Here is a 20,911-nt window from a genome sequence, read left to right on the forward strand (position 1 = left end):
ATGGTTGCAAATCATTTAGGGACAAAAATTAAAAAAATTCGGTTAGAACGTGGTATGACGCTAAAAATTCTTGCAGAGCGAACGGGCTTTTCCATCAGCTTCCTTTCCCAGTTGGAGAGGGGCAAATCGTCCGCAACATTGGAATCGTTGAAAAAGATATCAATTGCGTTTGGGGTGAATCCGAGTTACTTTTTCGAGGAAGAAGAGGAATTGGATGAAGGTCGTACCCTCGTTATCGATCAACGTATGGATGCGCATCACATTTATTACAAAGATTTAGGGACGATGGTTACCGATCGTGATTTCGCCCCGCTGTTGGTCATTTTGAAACCCGGTCAAACAGAAGGCAATCTGATTACGCATAGGGGACAGGAGTTTCTTTACGTCATTGAAGGGACACTCACCGTCCGTGTTGAAAACGAGCTCTATGTACTGGGTCCGACCGAGTCGTTCATGCTAGATTCAACCCGTCCGCATTATTGGTATAACTACACGGATAAAGAGGTGAAAATTCTCTGTGTATCTTCGGAAGTGAAGGCAGCTAATTCTTAGGGGCAAGCGATATTGGAAAAGGCGGCTCTTTTTCATGCATAGAAGTCACTCGCTTTGTCGAATGAAAAAGAACGCCTTTTTGACTTGGAAACAAATAGACTAATTGTAACGCCAACAAAAAATACTGTTGTATACGAAACGAACAGCTGCGTTGATGATATGAGAATGCTTCCAATCGTAACAATGAAAATATCAAATGAAAAAATGACATACCCGGGATTTAATTTGAAACGCCTTGCAAACATTTGGGCGAGTAAATCTGTACCGCCTACGCTTATATCGTGACGAAGCATAAGCCCGGCACCCAGTCCAATAAAGATTCCTCCAAGTGCAGCGCTTGATAAAGGGGCAGTTACAACATTCTTTCCGAGAATGTGGAGTGGGTACAGAAAATCTATCATTAATGAGGAAAATAGCAATCCGTGGATTCCGTTATAAAAAAATGAACGATAGAAGAACCAAGCCCCAGTAAAGATAGGTATATTCACGACAAGTAATGCCAAGCCTACTTTCACATCACTTACATAGTGAATAATCAAACTGATACCTAGAGCGCCGCCATCCAATAATTCAAATGGAACAAGAAATAAATTCACGCCGATACCAACTAATAAACTACCAATCAAAATGATAATAGCTCTTTGAACAAAAATAAGGACCCCACCTATTTACATAATTTGTAGATGTATATGTAGGGACCTCGCGATTCTTTACATATTTTATTAGAATCCATGAAAAACAATAAAAGCCGATTGAATCCTTTCGGAGACTATCGGCTTTTGTCATTCATTATCTTTCACATGCATATCCATCTTTGTCTCGGTCCATTTTCGCTTGGTAGGCGGCATGGCCTTGAGGAACGCCGTTCGGATATTTCTTTCGGAGCTCCGTACAGTTTTTGAACCATTCCAGATTGCCCGCAACGTCAGTATTTGGCGTTGTTGCCTGTTTACCTGTGGTTGCACTTGGCGCATTCGGCGCCACTGTAGAACTGGCAGGTACCGCATCACTGTCAAATCCGGAATCTGTCGCATAGTTTTCGATCGACCAGATGCCAAGTTCTTTTTTCTTCGCTGTCGCTTGCGATTCCTCGAAAGGCGTCAAATGACGCGTGTTCGGCGGGTACACGTACGCGACGCGTGCCAAACCTTCCGCTAATAAAGTCTTTTGGACACTTTCTCCGTCAACATAGACGTAGGCAAGCAATCGATCATATTTATCGTACCGTTCCCCGATATCGAATTCGAGCGTGAGCGCACCGCTATTCACCAGTTGCCGGTTGCGCTCCTTCGCCTCTTCACCGAACGGCTGCTTGCCAAGGCGCGGATGATTCGTCTCAGGCGTATCAATCAATAAATAGCGGACATTGATTTCCTTGCCGTTATATAATACTTTGATCGTATCGCCGTCTATCGTCTTCACCAATGTGACTGGAACTTGCGCAGTCGTGCCGGATGTTTCTGTTTTCTTCCCAGTTGCCGGTTTCGTAGTGGAAGCAGGCTTCTTCTCTCCAGATGGAGCGCTTACTGTTGGGGTATGATTTTCAGTTTCCGATTGATCATTCTCCGGCGCCTCTTCTTTCAGCGTTTCCTCATCAACTTGTTCAGTCGAAGCATCTTCTTTCCATCCTTCATCATCAGAAGGAGCGGCACATCCCGCAAGTCCGAGGACTCCAACGAACAACAATCCAATAACTGCTTGTAACCAACCTTTCAAATTTTCATCCTCCACAACTTGAAGACACGAAGTCTCCAATATAGTCATCTATTATTTTTTTATAACTTAGTTCGGAATAAACCATTACTAAAATTACTCTAGTATTATAGCAGAAATGTTTATAGAGAACGAGAGGAAGAGAATGGAATAGGCATTCCCTCTTATGAGCGCAAAACAATGATTTATGATCACTACCCTGGATTTATGAGCACGAACTGGAATTTATGATCACTTCCCCGGATTTATGATCGCAAAACGATGGTTTATGATCACTTCTCCGGATTTATGAGCGCGAAACGAGGATTTATAATCGCTTCCCCGATTTTACGAGTGCAATTCACACAAAAAGACCACGCGCTTGTTAAGGCGCGTGGTCGACTCTGTCATTCATCCCTGTCTCGGTTCTTCGGCTGCAGCCAAGTCCCATCATCACCCTCCATTTTTCCGACATTCCGCAAGTCGATGACAATCGGTTTTTTCGGTTCAATGACATCTTCGGAATAAACTCCCTGCACCGAATCAAGCTCGTCAATATTTGTCGTCTCTGCCATTGCATCTTGGCGATCCATTTGGCTTTCCATGAAATTATGAGGATTGGGGATGGCGTCCGTACGTTTTTCATTCACATCGTCAAACTCCCTGTTCCGACGTGCAGCCCTATGCAAATGGCCGCGTTCTCCGGACGGCGTGCCACGGAGTTTTGAAGGAGGGGAGAGGTTGGCCGGATTTGGTTCATACTCGGACCTGTCGAATAGAGCCTCCGCTCCCGCTCTGCCAAACAGTAAATCTTCCCGTGCGGCTGGCCTTCCTCCTGCATAGCCATCCGTCGGTACACTGTCCCTGTACTCATTTTTAGGCAAGCCGTCCTTACCAATGCCGACGGGCGAATCATCCCGCTTATTCAATCGCTCAGCTTCCGAAACCGGCTTGTTGAACGGGTTCGTTTCCGCCTTATGCCGCTCCTCGTTAATTTCATAAGCGGACTTCTCTGGTTCACCGTCAACATATAACAGCCACTTGCCTTGCTTGATCTCCGCTTCGTACCGCCTCAAGTCCGCCTCGTCAAATCCGACCTCGACAAGCATGCTCCGCACATGATTCTCCCCGGAAATATAGCCGATGAACCGGTCCAGCCAATTCGAAGGCGCCGATTGGATGTCCTCGGCCGTTCGGCGCCTCAACATATCGACATCCTCCTCATACCTCGCGATAAGATATATATTCTCTGGGTCTATCCCTTTTTCTTCCAACTCTTCAATAGCGGTAAGCAGAGCCGCTTCTGTATCGTACAACCCGACAAAGGTTTTTGGGGCCATATACACTCACTCCTTCTATCTATTGGATAAACGTGACAATCTATCTATGCAATACCCGAATCTTCGAAATGGGAAACGATTGCAACAAGTTCCACTTCCCGATTTTTAATGAATCCGGACCACTTTTTGTTGTATGATAGAACGTATGGTTGATTTCGGATTACTATCAGAAAGGAGGATGTCATGATGAACAAAAGCGAAGTGATGGGCTGCCGCCTTGATATGACACAACGGGCTCGGAAGGAAATCGGAAACTGGGCGATTGACGAAAACGAGCTCTTTTCCATGCAGGCAAATTTCTCTGTGTACATCGAAAAACTTCCCCAAAAACAGGACAACATGACATTCTCCTTCTACTTCGACCCGGAAGGAAATCCGCAGCTCGCCAACCACTTGAACGAACGGGTCGCCGTCATGGAATGCGTCTACAAAAACGAAGGCTTCCTCGCTACGAGTTTCAGAGTGAAAGGGCGGAAAGAGCCTGTCCGGACGAATCGCCGACTTGGCGTCCGCTTGGCATTTGCGGTCAACCGGCGTACCGGCAGCCCGATGCCGATTGAGCTATATACGAGCCTTCGGGAGCTCCCGATTGCGCAAGAGCGTTCGGAATACGTGGAAAAACGGATCAAGAGCTGGGAAGGATACTTGCGGATCGAGGAGAAAAATGCAGACGTCGCGGATGTGACTGCCCATTTCTCAAACCCGGTCGTCAATGAATCATTCAGTCGGTTGACGATCATTTGCAGTGGATTGGAAGCGAAAGATTGGGGTTCCATTACCGGATTCAGCGCCAAGCTGAAAGGGTCAGGCGATGATCTCGGTACGGTCGTTGATGTGAACCGGGGAAGACGGTCGGTAAAGATCGAGCTGAGCCGGAAGTATCAAACGATTGCGCGGCGCGGCTCTTTATTGCCAAATGGCGCCCGTGAAATCGTCTTCAGCAATTTTGCGGAATTAAGCCAGATTAGACGGCTGCGGAAAGGATTCAAGGATCTGCAAGACGGATTTGCGGCGAATCCTAATTTGGAGAAGGTGCTGTTCGAGGAACGGCCTGTCGTCCAAATTACGAATAAGCGGCAGGAGCTTGAGTTCCACCATCCGTTGAATGAGTTTCAGCGTGAAGCGGTCACGGGTGCGATGTCAGCGCATGATCTGTACGTCATCCAAGGGCCTCCGGGAACAGGAAAGACGACGGTCATCTCGGAGCTTTGCCATCAGCTTATGAAGGCGGGGCAGCGGACGCTCGTCGCCTCTCAATCAAATTTGGCAGTGGACAACGCGCTCGGCAGGCTGCTGTCCGACCCTGGCATCCGGATTTTGCGCTATGGGCGAACGGAGAGCATCGAAGAGGAAGGGAAGCGGTTCATCGAGGAGAATGTCGCTTCCTACTGGCGGGATGAAACATTGGCTGATGTCAATGAACAGCGGGAGAAGCGTGCGGAACATGAACAGGAGATCGCCGAAGAAATCGGACGTCTCGAAGAAGAGATCCAGCACATGCAGACGGAACGGGAAGAAATGGACCGGAGGATTGCTGAGAAACGGGCTGCCGAGACGGATATGAAAGACTTGCGGGAAGAGAGGAGTTCCTTGCAGCGTCTGCAGGCAGATTTCGATGTGAAGCAGAATTCGATTGACCGGCAATTGGAAGAATTGAACGATACGCTAGCAAAGCTCTCGATTGAAAAGGACAGGCTGCAACTAGAAAAGGAAGCCGCTTCGATCCATCCAGAAATGGATGAAAAGATTGACCAGGCGGAGCATGATCTGTCGGCATATCGCAAAAAGCTCCGCTATTTCCAAACGGTCGAAGCGATTGAATACGCGGGAATGGCCGTCCGTAGGCTGGCAGAGGAATCTGCGATGCACAGATCGAAGGTCGGCTCTATGCCGCGATTCCTCGAAGAAATTCCTAACGTCCGTAAATTACAGGAGCTGGAAGAGCTTTTCACGTCGCATACGATCAACCCGTCGCTTCCGACCAGCCTTGAAATGAATACGCTGCGCAAATTGCGCGTGGATATTCAAAACGGGACGTATCCGTATGCGCTTCTCGAATGGAAGGAAGTGGCGGAGAGGCTTGCGAATGGCATTACCCATGCGGAAGAATTGCTGCGCAAATACCATTACCCGGTCGAACAGGTTCGCAGTAAGCAAGACGATAAATACAAGACTGCTGAAGAGATGCATGACATGCTCGATAAAATTGGCCGCTTTTTTGTAAAGCCTGAGACGAAACGAATTTTGGCGGCACCGGCGAACGCGGAAAAAGCGGCTCTTTTGCATCGGCTGGCGGATAATCTCGGCTATTTATATGGCAAAGCGGAAACCGTGCGGAAAGTTTCCGAGAAGATCAAAGCTTCATCCGATCGCGAGTCGGCGGGGCGGTTCACTGCTTTAAAAAATGAAATCACGGAGGAAATGACCGCCCAATTGAAGGAAACCGAAGCGGAGGTGCTTGCCGCTGAACAGGCGATCAAAGCGCATGAGGAACAACTCCTTCAATTGAAGGAAGAATGTTCCTCACTTGCTATGCATGTCGACGAGCATACCGATCGACACGACGTCGAGAAGATGATTGCAGAACTCGATCATACGCTTGCTGAATTTGAAGAGCGGAAGGTTTTATTGCAACGGATTGAACGGGCGATTGAGGAAAATGCCAGTGAATGTCATAAGGTTTCTGAACAGCTCGCAACATCACAGGAATCTGCCGATGCATTGCTGAAGGAGAAAGCGGAGTCGGTAACCCGGATGGAGAGATGCGGAGAGCGGATTCTCGCCTTGGAGGAAATCATCCGGTCCGAACCGGAATTGCAGAAGAAGGAATTGATGGAAGACATCGATGCGAAATCTGCAAGAGCGGCCGAATTGAAGCGGGAGCTTGAACGGATGCCGATTGCACGCTTGTTGCAGGATGAGTGGAGCGAGATGCTTGCGGGCGCCGGGGAGTTTGACTTGGATGAGATCCGCAAGCTGTATGTGAAGCATGCGAATGTTATCGGAACGACTTGTGTCGCTTCTGCTAGACGGGATTTTATAGAGGATTATCCGGAATTCGATGTCGTCATCATTGACGAAGTGTCGAAAGCGACGCCGCCTGAACTGTTGCTGCCGATGCTGAAAGGGAAGAAAATCGTCCTCGTCGGGGATCATCACCAGCTGCCGCCGCTTGTTGGCCGGGAGACGATGGAGGAATTCATCGAGGAGATTAAGGATGAGACGGAAAAGGATGAACTGCGCGGCATGCTGAAGGAATCGCTGTTCGAGCGGCTGTTCAGAACGTTGCCGAAGCAGAACAAGACGATGCTGGGCATCCAATACCGGATGCACGAGGAGATTATGGAGACGATCGCGCCATTTTATACGGATGGCCAGTACCGTCTGCAATGCGGTTTGCCTGATTCGGATGCAGCTCGCGATCATTTGCTGTCATCCAAGTACATCAAGCGGAATGATCATCTCCTATGGTTCGATATGCCGAATGAACCTGCGTTTTTCGAGGCGCAAGTGAAAGGCGGAACGAGCTTGTACAATGAAGCTGAGCTGGAAAGGATCCATGAATTGCTGTTGGATATCGATGACGCTACAGCGAATGCGAAACGGGAAGGCAGAATGCAGCCGGATGAGAGAAAAAGTGTCGGTGTCATCAGTTTCTACGGGGAACAGGTGAAGCGGATCGACCGACTCATTGAACAGGATATTATGCCAAAGCATTTGCATTGCCGGACAGGCTCTGTCGATAAATTCCAAGGGATGGAAATGGACATTATCATTTTGAGCTTCGTCCGGAACCACCAGCAGCCGAGCGGCACAATCGGCTTTGCTGAAGATTACCGCCGATTGAATGTCGCATTGTCAAGGGCACGGGAACTGCTGATTATCGTCGGTAGCTCGGATATGTTTACGAACCGTCCGAGGAAGACGGAAACGAAGGCGATGTATGCCCGGCTCGTCGAACTGGTGAAATTGCAGGACGGTTTCAGGGAGTCAGCCCTCGCGATTGCGGAGTGTAATGGATGAAGGGAAAGGGGTGGATGAATGGACCCATTGGAAAAGCGGCTGCGCGATGAATTGCTGCGGGATTTGAACGTGAAATTGCTCGAAACGGCGAAATGGTCATTGCCAATCCAGGTGATCGATATCGAGTATGAAACAGTGAAGCGCAAACGAATGGATATTTTGATGAAGATGCTGTTAGTCGCTTTCCGTACTTCGCGATTCGCTTCTGTTGAAGAGTTGAGCGGTATGCTTATCGTCGAACCGCTCTTTATTCAGGACATTATTGATCGGATGGACCGGGCCGGTATGATTGTCATGAACGATGGTGCCTATTCGTTGACGGAAACGGGAAGGCAACAGCTGGATGCAGGTATTTACATCCAGCCGCCGGAGATGGAGGAGTCGACAGTCCGTTATAGCCCGTTGCATGGAAGATTCCTTGTCGGGGAATTCACGGATGGCTCGAGAGAGGCGTTTCGGCATGCATTGGTTTTTCGCAAGTTAACTGATTTCCGTGATGAAGAGTGGCGGGAAGCGCTTGATCAACTGGACGTCGCTTATACGGACGGCAATGTTCAGCTCGTTGTCCAAGCGATTACAGCGGTCAACGAGTTGGAACGGAATTCCATCCCCTGTATTGAATTCCGTCTCCACCAAACCGCTGACGACCGGCTTTTTGCGCGCGTATGGAACATGATGACAGGCGAGTGGGACGAGACGCTTGAAAATCATATTATGGAGCGTGAATTGACGGAATGGCGGGAGAAGTATTTGGGATGAAGGTAAAACGGGATTTGATGAAAGGGTGTTGATCGCCTGAAGGATCGCCTGATAACTATAAACAGATGAAGGGAAAGCGACTCTTTTCCTTCATCTGCTTTTTAATCCGTCAACTATCGGGATTCGCCTCTATTTCATCCAATGGAATCGGCTTATAGCCTTCGTATTGCCTTTCCACTGCAATCGGCTCGCCGCTGTGTTCCTTTTTCAGCTTTCCATTCATGTACAGCAACAAAGCTCCCTCCTGGACAGCGTCGAAATAATGTTTTGCTTCGTTGTCGGAGAAACCGGAGTCTTTCAGCAACCGACGCACATTATGCTCGCCGGCAAGAAACCCCATAAAATGATTGAACAGGTTATACGGAGAGTCCTCGCCTTCCTGCAACGCATTGCTCCGCAGTTCATCGATCGCCATTTTGTCCTTCATGACAATATACAAATCCTGCTCCTCCACACCTTCATGCTTCAGCTCCAGTATTTTAGACATCAATCGCTCGTGATTCGGAAAGGATCCGATAAATGTTTTATTCATCTTTGTACCTCCTCAATCCTCTTTGTCTTCGGAAAATACCCTTATTGCGGAAAAAAGAAACAAACAAGACGGCCGCCTTCGAGAAAAAACGAACAAGAGGCGGTCCTGACGACATAGTATAGGAGAAAGACTCGGTAGAGGAGCAAGAGAATGGAAAGTTCGAAGGTTCATCATGGTGACAAGCCGATCGGTTTTCCGACGAACCAAGATCGGTTCGTCTGGAATCCGTATGTGGAATTCATAAGAGACCAATGCGGGGTCAATAAACAGCTTGTGACAGCGGTCGAAAAGCTGGAAATACTATGTTTCAAGATTTTGGATATCGTTTCGAACCAGCAGCATGTCCATCGGAACCGCTATCTTCATTTGCGGGACAGGATTTGGGAAGTCCATGAAAAGTTGAGATCGGAATCCATCAGACAAGACGCCATACGAGAAGAGTTAGGGAAGCAGGGGGAAGCTGTTTTTCGCCTGCGAAAAAGTTTGCAGAGCCACAGAATGTCAATGCGCGAATTCACTATTCATCAAAATGATGATTTGCATGATGTGCTGGACATGCTTGACCGGATCAGTGCCGATCATGCGAAAATCGGGGAAATGCAGGAGAAAGTCATCGATAAATTGGAAGAGCATGATTTGCAGCGGAAACAGGAAGCGGAGGAAGTGGAGAGATCGATTGGAAAAATCCTTCTGGCAAAGAAAAGCATCGGTATGCTGCTTTCCTCGTTGCCACCGACCTATCCTATCCAACGAATCGTTGTGGATGGCGGAACAATTGACGTCGACCATTTGTTGAATGTGGATGAAAAGAAAGGCATCGCATATTTCTCTTCACCCACAGGCATCGTAACAGCGGCAATCGATAAGCTGGACGCGATTCATTGGTAGTAAGGATTGGGAGGCCATTTTCAAATCAACAGTTCAGTTCGGGCGACAAGCGAAGCGTCCCAGGTTGAACTGTTTTTTTGTGCAAGGGCTCCATTAATCAGTGCCTTTCAATATGTATTTTAAAAGGGCGGCTCAAAAAAGGTTGTCCCGATTTTGAGCCGCAAAGTCAGGAATCCACTTTCATATCCCTTTTAAACATTCATTAGACTGGTGGGAAATCGACTAATGAAATTCGTCTGCAATCGGCCACAACTAATCCGCCGCCGCTCTCAGAAAAGTATGCTAGATTATTGTCTCGGTCTAAAGCGATAAAAGCATTTACGCTTTCACTAAAGCCATCTACAACGATCTCGTCAACGGGATATTGCGGTGGAAGTTTTTCCAATAGCTCGCAAATCACATCGTTATTAGTTGAGTTACTCATATTTGTCACCCCACTTTTTTTGAACTTCCCTTTTTACGTAAGGGAGTAGTATACTATATTCTCCTTTTACGAATGTTTTTAGGTGGACAACCGGACTTTAACAAAGATTAATTGACTGTAATCAAAAGAATAGGTTGATTGACGGTGCTGTCTCACAGATACCCAATCTAACTGGATGGAAACTTCTATGAATGAAAGACCCACTATGCAATCAAACCCGATTCCAAAAAAAATCTGGACAACCAAGCAGACGTCCTTTATCGGATGAAGCTACAATAATACTGTATAATAACCCCTTGAATTCAAAGGGTTTTTTATAGAAGGGGGTGACCAAGCCGTAAGCAACACGGGCAGAGTTAGCATCCAATGTCCATAAATCGCTTCAATCATCGTGAAGCATAAAAAGTGTCTCACCCCAAGACAGGCACTTCAACTTAGAAAAAGCCCGCAAAGCGAATAACGGCTTTGCGGGCTTTTTTTTCTGTGAGCTTAAAACTTGTCGTCATCCCATTTCTTCCGCATCGTCGGCTCGTCAACGAATTCATCTTGTACGTCGACTTCACCAGATTGCTCAAAATGGGCTTCTTCCCGTTTAACTGTTTCATTCACAGTTTCGGTATCTTCAACTTGTCGTTTGCCAACGACGATTTCCTCCGAAACATATGGTTTCTTTGTCACATCGAGGCGCTCCTCAGTAATCGGCACTCGGATTGATTCATCGTCCTGTTGCATTTTAAATCCATTCACATCGGAATCATACTCATTCACAGGACGACGTTCAATGTAAACTTCTTCACGTGTGACAGGGACATCGAAGGTCTGTTCTTCCTCGACGACATCTTTATGGAGTGTGACTTCGCCTCTTTCGACCTCTTCCTTATCTACGCTAAGTCGTTCTTCACGCAGACGCATTTTTTCCTCCTGCATATTCCGGTCGAATTGATCGGTTTCGTCGAAACGGTTCTGTACCCCATAATAGTTGTTTGGGGGCGTTTCATAGTCTGTTTGGTTGCGTATTGCTTCACCACCGACTCTTCCAAAGTCCTCGTTTACTCCTTCATACAAATTGGAATTCTGAAAAGCGCCTGTTGAATAATCATTTCTATGCAATTCATTTTCTTCAAATTCAGATACACGATTTGCACCTAAGTTTGGATCGGTGGCACCGTCAACAATGCCGAAACGTCCATCGCTTTGCGTATGAAGTCGATTCAATTCCCCTTCATCGACATATATCAGCTTTCCGCCATTTTGGATTTCATTATAATAGTTGTCCATATCGCCATCCGCTATACCGGCTTCTTTCAGCATGCTGCGGACATGATTTTCACCGGTCAGGAAATTCATGAAACGGTCAAACCAAGATTCCGGAGTCGTTTGTACATCTCCGTATTTCATTCCTTGGAACATCGTTACGTCTGAATCATCTTGCGCAATGACATAAATATTTTCACCTTCGATTCCTTGATTTTTCAAGTCATCTATTTTTGTCATCAACTCCGAGTCGTTGTGATACATTCCGATAAACTTTTTATCATCCATATTATATCTCTCCTTCTCTTTGATTGATGGTACTGCCTTATAGATACCCGAAATGATAGGATGGAAACTTTCATGAATAAAAATCCTACTATGCAATCAATTAGGAATATACTAATATTAAGAGGAAGGGGAAGGAGGGCGTTCATGCAGAAAAAAATAATAGCTTTCATAATGATATTTTGTTTATTCATTACTTTTCATCAGACGTCCGCATCTACGGAAGTCAAGGATTCTTCTGGAAAAGCTGAAACGGTGCATTATGCGATCAGCGTTCCGGTGACCAATGTTTGGCGAGTCCCGAACAAGACACGAAAGATTGACGCGATCTCCATAATGGCGCAACCTGATATGCCAAAATGGACAAAAGGGTTGACGGTGGCGGAGAAAAATTGGCTGATCGGCAAGACGGATACGCAGGCTCTGTACGGAGACCGTGTGGAAGTGTTGAAATCGAGTGGAGACTGGCTCCGAATTGCGGTGGCCGACCAGTTTACGAAAGGCCAAGCGAAAGGCTACGAGGGCTGGGTGCCGAGATCGCATGTGAAAGCCTACTCCCCTGTAGATGACGGATCGAAAATCGCTATTGTCACAGCAAAATTCGCATCCGTATACAATGAACCGAAACTCCATGATAAATATAAATTTATCGATATTAGCTATACGACGATCCTCCAAGTCGTGAAGGAGGAAAAGGATTGGCTGCAAGTGCGGACGAAAACGGACGGCTTGAAATATATCCGCAAGCAGGATGTGAAAGTATATGCCGATTTCGAATCAATTCCGAAGCCAAGTCAAAAGGAACTTGTGGACAGCGCGAAGCAATATGTCGGACTGCCATATTTATGGGCAGGTGTATCCGCGTATGGCTTCGATTGCTCAGGGTTGATGTATTCAGTTTATAAAAATCACGGCATCCTCATTCCGCGCGATTCTTCCGTCCAAGCGACTCATGGTACGGCTGTGAAACGGAATGATTTGCAGCCAGGCGACCTGATGTTTTTTGCACATAATAAAGGAAAAGGGAAAGTGTATCATGTCTCGATGTATATCGGGGACGGCAAAATGGTCCACGCCCCGAACTCATCCCGGAAAGTTGAAGTCGTGAACATCAACACAGGCACGTATAAAACAAACTACGCCGGCGCCAGGAGATATTTGAAATGAAATGATTGCGAACGGACCTTCCTATGTGTGGAAGGGCCGTTCCGTGCTTAAAGCAATATCCGATAGGCACTTCAAGTTCTACATTCCTCTCCCATTGCTTATAGTGTAACAACGCCATGGGAGGGATGCTGTGTTAATTGATGGGGTATTTGCAGGTGGCGGATTGAAGGGGTTTGCATTGGTTGGTGCGTATCAGGCATTGGAGGAGAAGGGATACCGCTTCAATCGGGTGGCGGGGACGAGTGCCGGGGCGATTCTTGCGTGTTTCATTGCGGCAGGGTATTCCGGCAAGGAAATCGAACAGATGATGCAGGAAGAAGACCTGCAATCATTGCTTGATCCGCGGAAGACTCTCCTTCCCGTGCCATTCATGAAATGGCTGCTGCTCTATTGGCGCATGGGGCTTTATCAAGGGCATGCTCTCGAAGATTGGTTTTTCGAAAAGTTGTCGGCAAAGGGGGTCTACAATTTTGCCGATTTGCCGCCCGGATCGCTCAAGCTCGTTGCTTCAGACCTGACACATGGAAAGATGATCGTGCTGCCTGATGACCTTGTTCATTACGGCATTGAGCCGGGGGTGTTTTCAGTCGCGCGTGCACTGCGGATGAGCTGCAATATTCCATTCTTCTTTGAGCCTGTCCGATTTAAGGCGCCGAACGGGGAAACAATAGTTGTCGATGGAGGGGTGCTGAGCAATTTCCCGATGTGGATTTTCGATGATGCGGAAGGCAAGAAGGAACGGCCGTTGATCGGCATGAAACTGAGCCATCGAAAAGATGACATGGGCGGCAGGGAAATTAGCAATGCACTTAACTTATTCGAAGCTTTGTTTTCCACGATGAAAAACGCGCATGATGATCGGTATATTTCCCGGAAGCACGAAAAAGACATCATCTTCATCCCGGTCGAGCAATACAGCGCAACACAGTTCAATATGGAAGATGAACAGAAGGATGCACTAATGGCAATCGGCAGGTCGCGTACAAATGAATTTCTACAGACTTGGCCACATTCAATAGAAGGAACACGAAATTTCAGGATGAAAATCTAAAATAAAAGCCGTCTGCACAGATGTATACAGACGGCTTTTCCATTTCCTGCATTAACCGGCAGTAAGACTCCCGCCGAGTGAAGTTGCACCTTATAATCTTTTGTAACTGTGGAATTTTGACTTCCAATAGCTATTGTTCAAGCTGACGACTTGCGATTCCTTTCCGCCTGCATGGACGAACTTATTGTTGCCGATGTAAATGCCGACATGAGAAATCCCTTTCCGGTATGTGTTTTGGAAGAATACTAGATCACCCGGCTCCGGCTTGCTTACTTTTTTCGATTGATTGAATTGTCCTAGCGTATCACGGGAAACTGATTTGCCGGATTTCTTAAAGACATATTGGACAAACCCGCTGCAATCGAAACCTTTTGTCGTCGCTCCACCAAAGCGGTACGGAATGCCAATCAGTCCCATTGCACGATTTACAACGTTGTCCGCAAGAGCAACATTGTTATTGCTTTTGGCAACCGAATTCTTTGTCAATAAAGTGCTGAGCGCCCAGCCAGTTTTGCCGTTCGCTTTCACTTGGTACCATACTTCTTTGCCGATTTTCTTTTCATTCACGTACGTGACTTTTGTACCTTTTTTAGCTAATGTGAGGATTTTATAGTTTGTTCCCGCTCCAGAACGGATATTAACATTATATGCTGTTGAGTATGTACCTGTATGTGCTGATACGGATTGTGATGAAGGAGCACTTGCCTCCGCATCTGCTGCCGTAAATCCAAATGCCAATGAACCTGCTACGAATAACGATAAAGCAACTTTCTTCACACGATTCCCCTATCTACCACTTATCTAAGATGGTTTTATATTTTTTAGTTCGTCTTGCTGATCACTGTTCCAATTGTAGAGATTGAATGTTACAAGAGAAGGGCAATGATATTACAAAAACATTACATGCGGATTTCTCTTCTTTAATAAAAGTATATATTAGAAATGGAGGTTAATATTTCCTACAAGGCATCTTGAATTCTGAAAAATGTTATATTTAGCGAATGTGTATCCTTGCTGTTTTTGTTACATACTATAAGAATGTAACGAAATGGAGGGATATTTTTGATACAGATCATTCATTTGATGGCAACAGTCCAAGATCATAAACGGATTACACAATCGAACCAAAATAATAGCGGAACATTGCGGATCCAAGGTTTGCGGAATGAAGAAAAACGGCTGAATGGGCGATAAATCCATTTAGCCGTTTTTTTATGTGCAGTTTCCGAGCAATACATAAAATTATTCTACGTGTTTTGTCGTAATATCTATATCTAATTAATAAGATGTTAGTGATTCGATGGTCGCTCCAATCACTAATTTCATTCGAATGTAAAAAAATATTTCAATAAAAGAAAGGAAGGTTGGGATGAAAAGGAAACTGGCGGTTCTGGCGTTTTTTCTATTCACAAGCATTTTCCTTCTGGCAGCATGCTCAGACAAAGGAAAGGACTCAGAAGTGGAGACCAAAACAGAGGGGGAGACGACAACTGGGACAGAAGAAGAGAAAGTAGAAGAAAAGGATCCTGTCGAATTAATGATGTACAGCTGGCGACCTGAAGATCGCGAAGCCTATGAAAAATTCATCAAGGAATTCGAAAACGAAAATCCTGGCATTACTGTAACATTTAAGCCTTATAAATCGACGGAATACGGAACGATTTTGACGAATGCGCTGACAGCGGGGCAAGGTCCGGATATTATCCAGCTGCGTCCATATGATGGGGCGACTTCCATCATCGATGCTGATTTTGTCATACCTTTAGATGATATTGAAGGGATCAATGATATCTCTGATGAGTACTTGACCGCAGCAAGAGGCTCGGACGGCAAAGTATATGGCGTTCCATTATCGCTGAATGCCGGCATTATTTTCTACAATAAAGACGTATTTGAAGAGCACGGCTTTGACTTGCCGACGACATGGGATGAGTTGCTGAAAGTCGGAGAGGAAATGAAAGCGAAAGACATTGTTCCGATAGCACAGGCAGGGAAAGCAGCCTATTTGCTGTCACTTACACATAGCGTCATCGGCGCCACATCTTATGACCAATCTTATATCGATGATTTGCTAAGCGGGAACGAGGATTTGACTGACAAGCGCTTCGTCGAGTCAGTGAAGCGCATGGAGCAATTGGAAGGTTTATTCCCGAAAGACTTCATTGCTTTGGACGATAAAGATACGCAGGCGATGTTCTACACAGGTCAAGCGGCGATGTATATCAATGGAAGCTACCGTTTGGAAACATTCGAAAACACGGCGCCGGATTTGAACATTGGAATCCTTCCTTCCTTTGCAAATGAAGAAGGTGGAGAGACACCACTTGTCACATGGGTGGATGGATCCTATGCAGTTGTCAAAGCATCGAAACATCAAGAGGAAGCAAAGAAATTCATGGAATTCATGGCTTCAAAAGAATTCGGCCAAATGTTCAGCGATGATTTGGCGCGGATCAGCGCAGTACCTGGAGTTGAACCGAAGCATGAATTGGTGAAGGAAATGACGGAGCTAGGCGAAAAGAATCCGACTCCATATTTGATGCTCGTCTATTTGGGCGGCGGTTCACCGACGACGAAGACGACTTTTGAAAACGCGTTGCAAGGCATGTATATCAAGGAATTGACTGTTGACGGCGTAATCGATGAATCACAAAAATCAATGGATAAGTGGTTTGAACCAGTGAATTGATCATACGGAGAGTCAGCTGGTGTACGGGACCCCGCCAGCTGATTTTTCATTAAAACGCAGAGGGGGAGAGACGTTGGTATTGAAGGAACAGGTCGCGGACGTGAAGGCTTCACCTAAACCCTCCAAGAATAAAAGAAGCATCAAAAGACACTTTTTGCATCTTTTTCTACTGCCCGCACTAATTTTCTATGTCGGCTTTCAAGTGTATCCGATTCTTACTGCCTTCGTGAATAGTTTCTATTCGTTTAAAGGGATGGTCAGGCAGGACTTTATCGGGTTGGAAAATTTCGTTAGGCTGTTTACGGAAGAGCCGTATAATACTATTTTTACGAGGGCGTTTTGGCACAATATCATTTATTTCATAGGAACTGTTGTAGCTAAACTTGTATTGGCGTTCGCTTTAGCATTGCTGATCAATAGCAAAATTAAAGGTAGGGAATTTTTCAAGGCAGTTTTCTTTATGCCGAAATTATTATCGGTCATCGTTGTCGGCTTCCTTTTCAGCTTGATCCTGAATCCGACGAACGGGGCATTGAATAGCTTTTTGAAAATGGTCGGGCTAGCTGAATGGGCGCATCCTTGGCTCGGGGATCCGAAAACGGCGTTGTATACGATCATTCTCGTGAATAGCTGGTATGGTATCGGATTCGCCATTCTCATCTTCCTAGCTGGCCTTCAAGCGATTCCTGAGGAGATTTACGAAGCGGCAAAAATTGACGGATCATACGGGTTGAAAATGCTTTTTCAAATTACGATCCCAATGGCTATGCCGTCGATTATGATCATGACAATCCTTACATTCATCGGCTCATTTGAAACGTTTGAACTTGTGTTTGCGATGCAAGGATCGTCAGGAGGACCTTATTATTCCACGGACGTATTGGCACTGTTCTTCTATCGGTTGGCGTTCGGATCCGTTGACGGCGGAGACGCAATCGGGCTCGGTTCTGCACTCGCGGTCGTTCTATTCCTGATCATCTGTACCGCAACCGCCATTTCGCTTTTCTTCTTTAAAAGAAAAGAAATTGAACAATAAAGGGGTGTCAGCATGTCAAAAATCCTTAATCAATTTATAAAGTATCCGATTTTGATCGTGTTTTCGCTCATAGCACTGTACCCAATCTTTTTAATGTTTCTCTCATCCGTTAAGCCGAATCTCGAAATATTAACATCCCCTCTTTCGTTTCCGAAGGTGTTCACGTTAGAGAACTACGCTACTGTTTGGGAAAAAGTGAATTTCAGCAGTTATGTGTGGAATAGCGTGTACGTAAGTGCATTGTCGCTTTTCTTCATTCTGTTCTTTTCGTCATTGGCCGCGTTTTACTTGTCTCGCTACGATTTCAAGTGGAACGCATTCATCCTGTTTTTCTTCATGCTCGGGCTGATGATCCCAATGAAATTGGCCATTTTGCCGCTTTATATGATGATGTTGAAGCTGGGACTGTTAAATTCCCTGAACTCGCTCATTATTGTCTACATAGCAGGAAATGTCCCATTTGCGGTATTCGTTTTTTATGGTTTTTTCAGATCGCTTCCGAAGGATTTGGACCAATCGGCGCGACTTGATGGATGTAATGAATTTCAAATTTATTACAAAATAATTTTGCCGCTTATGAGACCTTCATTGGCCATCGTCGGGATTGTCAACTTGATCGGTGTATGGAATGACTTTTTCTATCCGTTGATATTCATCCATGATGATGCAAAAAATACGATACCGTTAGGCATGCTTTCTCTCTTCGGCGAATATGACACACAATGGAATCTGTTGTTTGCAGGCTTGTCGATATCGTCGCTTCCGATGATCGTCGCATTTTTACTAGCGTCGAAGCAGTTCATTGAAGGCTTGACGACTGGGGCAGTCAAATGAAGAAATGGATTACGTTCGATTTGGACGGAACGCTCATGCAAAATCCTTTTGTCGGTCATGTGTTTCCTGAAATTGAGCGACGGATTTTACTTGAGGATAAATTGCTGGAAAACATCGTCGACCAGCTTGTGCTGGAGCATGAAACACGGTTGAAAGATGGAAGAACAGCGGATGCCTATGATTGGGACGATATAGTTTTGCAGTATTTGAAAGCCAATGGCCTGCAAACATCTATTCATGTTGAAGAGATTTTGAAAGGGGTTTGCGTGGAACCGAATATTTATTTGCTGGAAGATTCGGTTTGCGAAGTGCTGGATGAACTGAAGCAACTTGGCTTTTCATTGGCGGTTGTCACGAATGGCTTTACGAAATATCAATTGCCTGTCATGGATGTTTTGCAGCTGACGGAGCATTTCGATCTCATTGTCACTCCACAGGAAGTGGGTTATGCGAAGCCGGATAAACGGGTGTACGGCTCAATTTTAGAGCTTGGTGAAATTCATGCACATGTAGGCGATCGGATTGATCATGATGTCATTTCCGCAAATGCGATCGGCGTACGTTCCATTTGGATATGCCGTTATTTATCGGATTCTTTGAAAGAGCTGGAGCCTGATGAACGAAAGGGACTGCCAGAAATTTACGACATTGCATGGCGGAAGTTGGAGAGGGAAACGAAAAAGCGTGTTGAGTCGCTTCCGGCAGAAGCGGTTCCCAAAGAAGTGATTTGGAGTCTTTCAGAATTGCCATCCGTAATAAGTAAGTGAGAGAGGGTGCGAACTATTGGCAGAGTTAATATTGGAACATATATATAAGGAATTCGATAAAAATGTAACCGCCGTGTCGGATTTTCATTTGCATATCGAGGATGAGGAATTCATCGTATTTGTCGGTCCTTCAGGTTGTGGGAAGTCGACGACGCTCCGGATGATTGCGGGGCTTGAGGAGATTACGTCGGGAAGCATTTATATTAATGGAACTAGGGTCAATGATGTGGCGCCGAAAGACCGCGATATTGCGATGGTTTTTCAGAACTACGCGTTGTATCCACATATGACGGTGTACGGCAATATGGCATTCGGCTTAAAGAATAGAAAGTTTCCGAAAGCGGAAATCCATGACCGAGTTATGAACGCAGCAAGAATTTTGGGACTGGAGGAGTTATTGGATCGAAAACCGAAGGCTCTATCTGGTGGGCAGCGGCAGCGCGTTGCATTAGGAAGGGCGATTGTCCGCGATGCGCAAGTATTCCTTATGGATGAGCCGTTGTCGAACTTGGATGCAAAACTGCGTGTTCAAATGCGGGCAGAAATTGCAATGCTCCATCAACGGCTGAAAACGACGACGATCTATGTAACACATGATCAGACGGAAGCGATGACAATGGCAACAAGGCTCGTCGTCATGAAAGACGGCTTCATCCAACAAATCGGTTCCCCGAAAGAAGTGTATGAATATCCGGAAAATGTGTTCGTCGGCGGATTCATTGGATCACCTGCGATGAATTTTTTTACCGGTGTTGTCGGTGAAGGAACGTTCGAGATAGGGGATACAAAGCTGTTCATTCCCGAAAGCCGTATGGAGATGCTCCGCGGCTTGAGCTATATCGGAAAAGAAGCGATGATCGGTATCCGACCGGAGCATATTGAGGAAGCTTTCGTCGGCAATGAAAGTGGGACGAAAACCAATGTTTCCATCCAAGTGGATGTATCTGAGCTGATGGGTGCCGAGACGATGGTGTACTCCAGTTTGGAAGGGCAGAAATTCGTCGCTCGTTTAAGCGCGGAAACAGCAATCCGTCCTGGCAAGCTGGTGAATCTTGCATTTTCAATGGAGAAAGTCCATTTCTTCGACAAGGAAACCGAGATGCGCATCCGCTGATGGAAAGGGTCGCTACAATATCGTTGGCGGCCCTTGTTAATTGCATGAACGAGAACTCTTCGTGTGTGAATGAGAACTCTTCAAAGGGGAACGAGAACTCCTAACGCGAGAACGAGAACACTTTGCACAAGGGCTCATTTATTCGACATCAAGGTCCATTCTTTCTAACTAGGGTCCATTCATTCCGTTCCAAGGTCCATTCTTTCTAACAAGGGTCCATTCATTCCGTTCCAAGGCCCATTCTTTCTCACAAGGGTCCATTCTTCCACTCCAAAGCACCATTCTATTAAACAACTTTCCCTCTACTGAAATTAAATATCAAAAATAGTTAAATAATTTAAAAGGGAATTTCACAGTCTCGTCGAACTCTATTTGGTAGCAACGAAAATACCAATAAAAGAGAGGATGAGTGATTGGATGAAAGTCCTGAAGTATGTGGCCGCAGGTTTTATGGCGTGCACTTTGTTGTTCCAAGGGGCGACACACTTCGCATCTGCCCAAACG

At 46.0% G+C, this 20,911-nt stretch carries 19 protein-coding genes; 12 read left to right on the top strand and 7 right to left on the bottom strand.

Annotated elements, in window-relative coordinates:
- Positions 1–552 (top strand): helix-turn-helix domain-containing protein, encoded by a 552-nt coding sequence (locus AWV70_RS12975; protein ID WP_060207756.1) that lies wholly within the window; start codon positions 1–3, stop codon positions 550–552.
- A gap of 32 nt (positions 553–584) precedes the next feature.
- On the opposite strand, the gene AWV70_RS12980 is transcribed toward AWV70_RS12975, so the two are convergent.
- The 3 genes from AWV70_RS12980 to AWV70_RS12990 all read right to left on the bottom strand — a co-directional run bounded on the left by AWV70_RS12980 (position 585) and on the right by AWV70_RS12990 (position 3,584).
- Complete coding sequence (locus AWV70_RS12980) at positions 585–1,178, bottom strand: YitT family protein (RefSeq protein WP_235588658.1); 594 nt, start codon at positions 1,176–1,178, stop codon at positions 585–587.
- A gap of 163 nt (positions 1,179–1,341) precedes the next feature.
- Positions 1,342–2,268, bottom strand: coding sequence for a thermonuclease family protein (locus AWV70_RS12985; RefSeq protein WP_235588659.1), 927 nt, complete (start codon positions 2,266–2,268; stop codon positions 1,342–1,344).
- A gap of 383 nt (positions 2,269–2,651) precedes the next feature.
- On the bottom strand, positions 2,652–3,584 hold the full coding sequence (locus tag AWV70_RS12990) for a general stress protein (protein ID WP_060207762.1): 933 nt from the start codon (positions 3,582–3,584) through the stop codon (positions 2,652–2,654).
- A 183-nt stretch (positions 3,585–3,767) separates the two neighbouring features.
- On the opposite strand from AWV70_RS12990, the gene AWV70_RS12995 reads away from it, so the two are divergent.
- Together AWV70_RS12995 and AWV70_RS13000 are read left to right on the top strand one after the other, a co-directional pair.
- On the top strand, positions 3,768–7,607 hold the full coding sequence (locus tag AWV70_RS12995; RefSeq protein ID WP_082713616.1) for an AAA domain-containing protein: 3,840 nt from the start codon (positions 3,768–3,770) through the stop codon (positions 7,605–7,607).
- An 18-nt stretch (positions 7,608–7,625) separates the two neighbouring features.
- On the top strand, positions 7,626–8,366 hold the full coding sequence (locus AWV70_RS13000; RefSeq protein ID WP_060207768.1) for a hypothetical protein: 741 nt from the start codon (positions 7,626–7,628) through the stop codon (positions 8,364–8,366).
- A gap of 109 nt (positions 8,367–8,475) precedes the next feature.
- Here the strand turns inward: AWV70_RS13000 and AWV70_RS13005 are convergent, their stop codons facing one another.
- A complete protein-coding gene (locus AWV70_RS13005; protein WP_060207771.1) occupies positions 8,476–8,898 on the bottom strand; it encodes a general stress protein in 423 nt (140 codons plus the stop codon).
- Positions 8,899–9,048: 150 nt separating this feature from the next.
- Here AWV70_RS13005 and AWV70_RS13010 point away from each other — a divergent pair, with 150 nt between their 5' ends.
- Entirely contained in the window at positions 9,049–9,786 is a 738-nt protein-coding gene (locus AWV70_RS13010; protein WP_060207774.1) for a hypothetical protein, read from the top strand.
- A 202-nt stretch (positions 9,787–9,988) separates the two neighbouring features.
- Here AWV70_RS13010 and AWV70_RS13015 read toward each other — a convergent pair whose 3' ends face one another.
- Positions 9,989–10,210 carry a hypothetical protein gene (locus AWV70_RS13015; RefSeq protein ID WP_060207777.1) on the bottom strand — a complete coding sequence of 74 codons (222 nt, stop codon included), beginning with the start codon at positions 10,208–10,210 and terminating at the stop codon, positions 9,989–9,991.
- Between the two features lie 489 nt (positions 10,211–10,699).
- Positions 10,700–11,752 carry a YsnF/AvaK domain-containing protein gene (locus AWV70_RS13020; RefSeq protein WP_060207780.1) on the bottom strand — a complete coding sequence of 351 codons (1,053 nt, stop codon included), beginning with the start codon at positions 11,750–11,752 and terminating at the stop codon, positions 10,700–10,702.
- Between the two features lie 144 nt (positions 11,753–11,896).
- Between AWV70_RS13020 and AWV70_RS13025 the strand changes: the two genes are divergently transcribed.
- Together AWV70_RS13025 and AWV70_RS13030 are read left to right on the top strand one after the other, a co-directional pair.
- Positions 11,897–12,916: a C40 family peptidase gene (locus tag AWV70_RS13025; RefSeq protein WP_060207783.1), complete on the top strand. Its 1,020-nt coding sequence runs from the start codon at positions 11,897–11,899 to the stop codon at positions 12,914–12,916.
- A gap of 130 nt (positions 12,917–13,046) precedes the next feature.
- Entirely contained in the window at positions 13,047–13,967 is a 921-nt protein-coding gene (locus tag AWV70_RS13030; RefSeq protein WP_060207786.1) for a patatin-like phospholipase family protein, read from the top strand.
- 90 nt (positions 13,968–14,057) lie between these two features.
- Here AWV70_RS13030 and AWV70_RS13035 read toward each other — a convergent pair whose 3' ends face one another.
- A complete protein-coding gene (locus AWV70_RS13035; RefSeq protein ID WP_060207789.1) occupies positions 14,058–14,744 on the bottom strand; it encodes a C40 family peptidase in 687 nt (228 codons plus the stop codon).
- A 285-nt stretch (positions 14,745–15,029) separates the two neighbouring features.
- Here AWV70_RS13035 and AWV70_RS25120 point away from each other — a divergent pair, with 285 nt between their 5' ends.
- The 6 genes from AWV70_RS25120 to AWV70_RS13060 all read left to right on the top strand — a co-directional run bounded on the left by AWV70_RS25120 (position 15,030) and on the right by AWV70_RS13060 (position 20,407).
- The gene (locus tag AWV70_RS25120) at positions 15,030–15,161 is read left to right on the top strand and encodes a hypothetical protein (protein ID WP_268777868.1); all 132 of its coding nucleotides are present in this window, start codon (positions 15,030–15,032) and stop codon (positions 15,159–15,161) included.
- Positions 15,162–15,336: 175 nt separating this feature from the next.
- A complete protein-coding gene (locus AWV70_RS13040) occupies positions 15,337–16,656 on the top strand; it encodes an ABC transporter substrate-binding protein (RefSeq protein WP_060207793.1) in 1,320 nt (439 codons plus the stop codon).
- A 73-nt stretch (positions 16,657–16,729) separates the two neighbouring features.
- Positions 16,730–17,692 (top strand): carbohydrate ABC transporter permease, encoded by a 963-nt coding sequence (locus AWV70_RS13045; protein WP_235588660.1) that lies wholly within the window; start codon positions 16,730–16,732, stop codon positions 17,690–17,692.
- A 12-nt stretch (positions 17,693–17,704) separates the two neighbouring features.
- A complete protein-coding gene (locus AWV70_RS13050) occupies positions 17,705–18,526 on the top strand; it encodes a carbohydrate ABC transporter permease (protein WP_060207796.1) in 822 nt (273 codons plus the stop codon).
- Complete coding sequence (locus AWV70_RS13055; protein ID WP_060207799.1) at positions 18,523–19,293, top strand: HAD family hydrolase; 771 nt, start codon at positions 18,523–18,525, stop codon at positions 19,291–19,293. The genes AWV70_RS13050 and AWV70_RS13055 overlap by 4 nt, the downstream gene beginning before the upstream one ends.
- Positions 19,294–19,309: 16 nt before the next feature.
- A complete protein-coding gene (locus AWV70_RS13060) occupies positions 19,310–20,407 on the top strand; it encodes an ABC transporter ATP-binding protein (protein WP_060207804.1) in 1,098 nt (365 codons plus the stop codon).
- Positions 20,408–20,911 lie beyond the last annotated feature (504 nt).

Origin of the sequence: Sporosarcina koreensis, assembly GCF_001531445.1 — a bacterium.
Classification (GTDB): domain Bacteria; phylum Bacillota; class Bacilli; order Bacillales_A; family Planococcaceae; genus Sporosarcina; species Sporosarcina koreensis_C.

What these genes read in the sequence shown, in the direction of transcription:
- AWV70_RS12975 (WP_060207756.1), top strand. Translation starts at nt 1, where the DNA reads ATGGTTGCAAATCATTTAGGGACAAAAATTAAAAAAATTCGGTTAGAA.
- AWV70_RS12990 (WP_060207762.1), bottom strand. Translation starts at nt 3,584, where the DNA reads ATGGCCCCAAAAACCTTTGTCGGGTTGTACGATACAGAAGCGGCTCTG.
- AWV70_RS12995 (WP_082713616.1), top strand. Translation starts at nt 3,768, where the DNA reads ATGATGAACAAAAGCGAAGTGATGGGCTGCCGCCTTGATATGACACAA.
- AWV70_RS13000 (WP_060207768.1), top strand. Translation starts at nt 7,626, where the DNA reads ATGGACCCATTGGAAAAGCGGCTGCGCGATGAATTGCTGCGGGATTTG.
- AWV70_RS13005 (WP_060207771.1), bottom strand. Translation starts at nt 8,898, where the DNA reads ATGAATAAAACATTTATCGGATCCTTTCCGAATCACGAGCGATTGATG.
- AWV70_RS13010 (WP_060207774.1), top strand. Translation starts at nt 9,049, where the DNA reads ATGGAAAGTTCGAAGGTTCATCATGGTGACAAGCCGATCGGTTTTCCG.
- AWV70_RS13015 (WP_060207777.1), bottom strand. Translation starts at nt 10,210, where the DNA reads ATGAGTAACTCAACTAATAACGATGTGATTTGCGAGCTATTGGAAAAA.
- AWV70_RS13020 (WP_060207780.1), bottom strand. Translation starts at nt 11,752, where the DNA reads ATGGATGATAAAAAGTTTATCGGAATGTATCACAACGACTCGGAGTTG.
- AWV70_RS13025 (WP_060207783.1), top strand. Translation starts at nt 11,897, where the DNA reads ATGCAGAAAAAAATAATAGCTTTCATAATGATATTTTGTTTATTCATT.
- AWV70_RS13040 (WP_060207793.1), top strand. Translation starts at nt 15,337, where the DNA reads ATGAAAAGGAAACTGGCGGTTCTGGCGTTTTTTCTATTCACAAGCATT.
- AWV70_RS13050 (WP_060207796.1), top strand. Translation starts at nt 17,705, where the DNA reads ATGTCAAAAATCCTTAATCAATTTATAAAGTATCCGATTTTGATCGTG.
- AWV70_RS13055 (WP_060207799.1), top strand. Translation starts at nt 18,523, where the DNA reads ATGAAGAAATGGATTACGTTCGATTTGGACGGAACGCTCATGCAAAAT.